Origin of the sequence: Pseudactinotalea sp., from assembly GCF_048594945.1 — a bacterium.
Classification (GTDB): Bacteria; Actinomycetota; Actinomycetes; order Actinomycetales; family Beutenbergiaceae; genus Pseudactinotalea.
In genome coordinates, this window is sequence record NZ_JBMDXJ010000254.1 from 1 (window position 1) to 2813 (window position 2813).

The window sequence follows — 2813 nt, forward strand, 5'->3', positions numbered from 1 at the left end:
GCCCTGAGTGCGGCGCCCGCCCGGGCCAGCTCTGCACGACCACGAACTCCCGATACCAGCCGTTCTGCTGTGGCGGCTGCTACCACGACCAGCAAGGAGCCTGATCATGCCTGACCCCACCCTCGGCGCATACACCCGCCACGAGAAGCACCCCCTCGACTGGCGCGAGCATCCGCGTTACGACACCGCCACCGCCCGCGACTTCCTGGACGCCGCGTGGGAGGCCGCATATGTCATGGACGGTCCCGTTGAGCCTGGCACTGAGGCTCTCGTGAACCGGGGTGGCGAGATTCGGACCTGCACGCTCCACGGCCTCGCAGCGGGGGGCTCTCAGGAGTACCGACTCCTGGACCCGCCCGCCCCGGCACGCCCCGAGTGGGCCGACCTGGAAGACGTGCTCGACGCGGGCTAGCCTGAGGGCATAAACGGGGCGGAGAACGGCTACATCGCCCGCACCCTCCACACGCGCGGCGTCCGTGTCGTCACCGAGGAGCAGCCGTGAAGGCGCGCGAAGTCCTCGATGCCGTCCGTCGGCACCATGCCGGGGCTGCCTTCGTGCCGGAGGTCGAGCTGACCGTAGACGACCTGCACCGCGAGTCATATGACGACCTGAACGGCAACGGCCACAAGCACTACAGCCGTCGGATCGACGCACTGATGTTCCACCAGCTCCAACGCACCGCGATCGAGATCAAGGTCAGCACAGCCGACGCCGCACGCGACACCTACGCCAAGGTCGACCCCTGGCGGCGGATCACGCACCGCTTCGTCTACGCCGTCCCCGCTGGCTTGATCGACCATCCGCCCGTCTACGGCATGGGCCTGTGGTGGGTGCACGAAGACGGAAGGGTCGAGGTGCACCGCAAGGCGACCCCGAACCGCTACCCCGAGCCGCTGCCTCAGCACGTCGTGCAGACCCTCGCCTACCGGGCATCCGGTGGCCCCCGTGGATCTGCTGCCCGTGCGCACGCCCTGGCCGAGGTCGGCCTCACAGAGAAGAACAACGAGAAGGAGACGAACCGATGAGCGTCGAGTACCGCATCGAGTACACCATCCAGCGAACGGTGGGTGACCCCGAGGAACAGGACTTCGAGGACATCGGCTTCGGCTCCTCTGGCGGCTGGGCCGACCCGGACCAGGCCGCGTACATGCTCACCTCCGCGATTCAGACCGGCGGCTGGGAGACCGAGCACGGAATGCCTGACCCGGACGAAGTGCTCGCCGCCATCCAGCGCGCACGAGAGGAGGACCCCCGATGACCACCAAGACGATCGACCAGCTCTGCGCCCGAGACCTCGGGAAGCGCGTCCGCATCACCAACAGCCTCGGCGACACGGTCGAGGGCGCTCTTGGAAGCGTCGTCCAGTCGGACCGCGAGGGCTTCGCGATCTTCAGTCAGCGCAGGATGTTCGAGGTCCAAGTCGGGGCGTTCCACCTCGCAGGTCTCGATCCTCGGAAGGAGATCGAGGTCCGATGACCACCGACCCCTTCACCGAGGCCGCGTCTGCCGCCGCCGAGGAGCAGTGGACCCGCGAGCACACCCCCGGGCACCCGCTGTCCGGCCCGGAGCGCATGAACCGCCGCATCGGCTTCACGATGGGTGCCGAGTGGGCGCGTACCCACCTCGCCGCGCAGGAGCCGACCGATGCCGAGGTGTTGGCGGCGCTCAACGCGCAGAGCCGAGGACTGGTAGGCGCGCACGCCACCCAGCGCGACTCGCTGGACAGGTTCGAGTCCCGGAGCGTCACCGCCATGCGCGCCGCCCTGTCCGCCGCCCGTGCCGCCCGACGAAACGAGGAGAAGCGATGACCGGGCAGCAGAACGACCGAGACGAGCTGCGCCAGAAGATCCACGCGAACTACGGCCTCCCCGTGGCCGTGGACGCCGCCACGCTGACGCACGTCCTCGACCAGCTCGACCAAGCCGAGGCGGAGCGGGACGAGTGGAAGTCCGAAGCCAAGCAGCGGAGCAAGGCGCGTGCACGACAGGACGCTCACGCCGCGGCGCGGATCAAGGCCGTGCGGGACGTGCTCGACACCCGGACCGCAGCCGGACAGGACGCTGTGCGAGCAAACCTGATCCGCCGCGCACTGGAAGGATGAGGACATGAAACTCGAGCACCTGGGCACCGAACACGTCGGCCACCGAATCAGGATCCGCGCAGCCGGAGGAACCGCAACCGGTGCCCTGACCGACATACGCAGAGCCGTCAACCGTTACGAACAGCAGGGACATGGCGGCGACGCGGCGTTCACGGAAAGAACGTGGGTGACGCTATGGATCGACGGCACCCTACTGGAACCACTCGAAGGCTGGTCCGTCGACGTCGACATCCTGGACTAGACCAGCCCCTCTCGCAGCCCAGTCACCTCGCCAGGCGGCGGGGCGCCATGCTCAGGGAACCGTTCGGACGCGACCCTAGGGCTGCCGGCCGCGCGAGGTAGCCCCTTAGTGAGTGCGGCCTGGCCTCACCGAACGGTCGGCCACACGGCCACAATTGACCAGGAAACGTAGCCTGCCCAGCGCACCCCACAGCGGAAGGACTTCGAATGCCTGAAGACCCGAATGCCGGCGTGAACGTCCTCCTCGTCGCCGACCCCGGACTACCCACCAGACGCGCACGGTCTATCGAGCGCGATCTACAGAAGCTGCTCAACGAAGCGTTCAGTCCGCCGATCAAGCTGGACGTTCAGACCGCGATGCTCCGTCTCCGTCCAGACAACTCCCTCGACCTGACCGACGCGATAGACCTGGCCGAGGAATATTCCTCACCCGATGCCGTCCTCCTCCTCACGGAGATTCCTCGCCTCGAC

7 protein-coding genes and 1 pseudogene are annotated in these 2813 nt (G+C 67.7%); all 8 read left to right on the forward strand.

Features of this window, described 5'->3' with window-relative positions; translation table 11 throughout:
• Nucleotides 1-106 precede the first annotated feature (106 nt).
• Nucleotides 107-412, forward strand: coding sequence for a hypothetical protein (locus ACOJSN_RS11095; RefSeq protein WP_420112561.1), 306 nt, complete (start codon nt 107-109; stop codon nt 410-412).
• An 86-nt stretch (nt 413-498) separates the two neighbouring features.
• Entirely contained in the window at nt 499-1026 is a 528-nt protein-coding gene (locus tag ACOJSN_RS11100) for a hypothetical protein (protein WP_420112562.1), read from the forward strand.
• Nucleotides 1023-1259 carry a hypothetical protein gene (locus ACOJSN_RS11105; protein ID WP_420112563.1) on the forward strand — a complete coding sequence of 79 codons (237 nt, stop codon included), beginning with the start codon at nt 1023-1025 and terminating at the stop codon, nt 1257-1259. Before ACOJSN_RS11100 ends, ACOJSN_RS11105 begins: the two co-directional genes overlap by 4 nt.
• A complete protein-coding gene (locus tag ACOJSN_RS11110) occupies nt 1256-1477 on the forward strand; it encodes a hypothetical protein (protein ID WP_420112564.1) in 222 nt (73 codons plus the stop codon). Before ACOJSN_RS11105 ends, ACOJSN_RS11110 begins: the two co-directional genes overlap by 4 nt.
• The gene (locus tag ACOJSN_RS11115) at nt 1474-1809 is read left to right on the forward strand and encodes a hypothetical protein (protein ID WP_420112565.1); all 336 of its coding nucleotides are present in this window, start codon (nt 1474-1476) and stop codon (nt 1807-1809) included. The genes ACOJSN_RS11110 and ACOJSN_RS11115 overlap by 4 nt, the downstream gene beginning before the upstream one ends.
• Nucleotides 1806-2102 carry a hypothetical protein gene (locus tag ACOJSN_RS11120; RefSeq protein WP_420112566.1) on the forward strand — a complete coding sequence of 99 codons (297 nt, stop codon included), beginning with the start codon at nt 1806-1808 and terminating at the stop codon, nt 2100-2102. The genes ACOJSN_RS11115 and ACOJSN_RS11120 overlap by 4 nt, the downstream gene beginning before the upstream one ends.
• A 4-nt stretch (nt 2103-2106) precedes the next feature.
• A complete protein-coding gene (locus ACOJSN_RS11125; protein WP_420112567.1) occupies nt 2107-2343 on the forward strand; it encodes a hypothetical protein in 237 nt (78 codons plus the stop codon).
• A gap of 206 nt (nt 2344-2549) precedes the next feature.
• Nucleotides 2550-2813: pseudogene (locus tag ACOJSN_RS11130) on the forward strand (hypothetical protein); the annotation flags it as partial.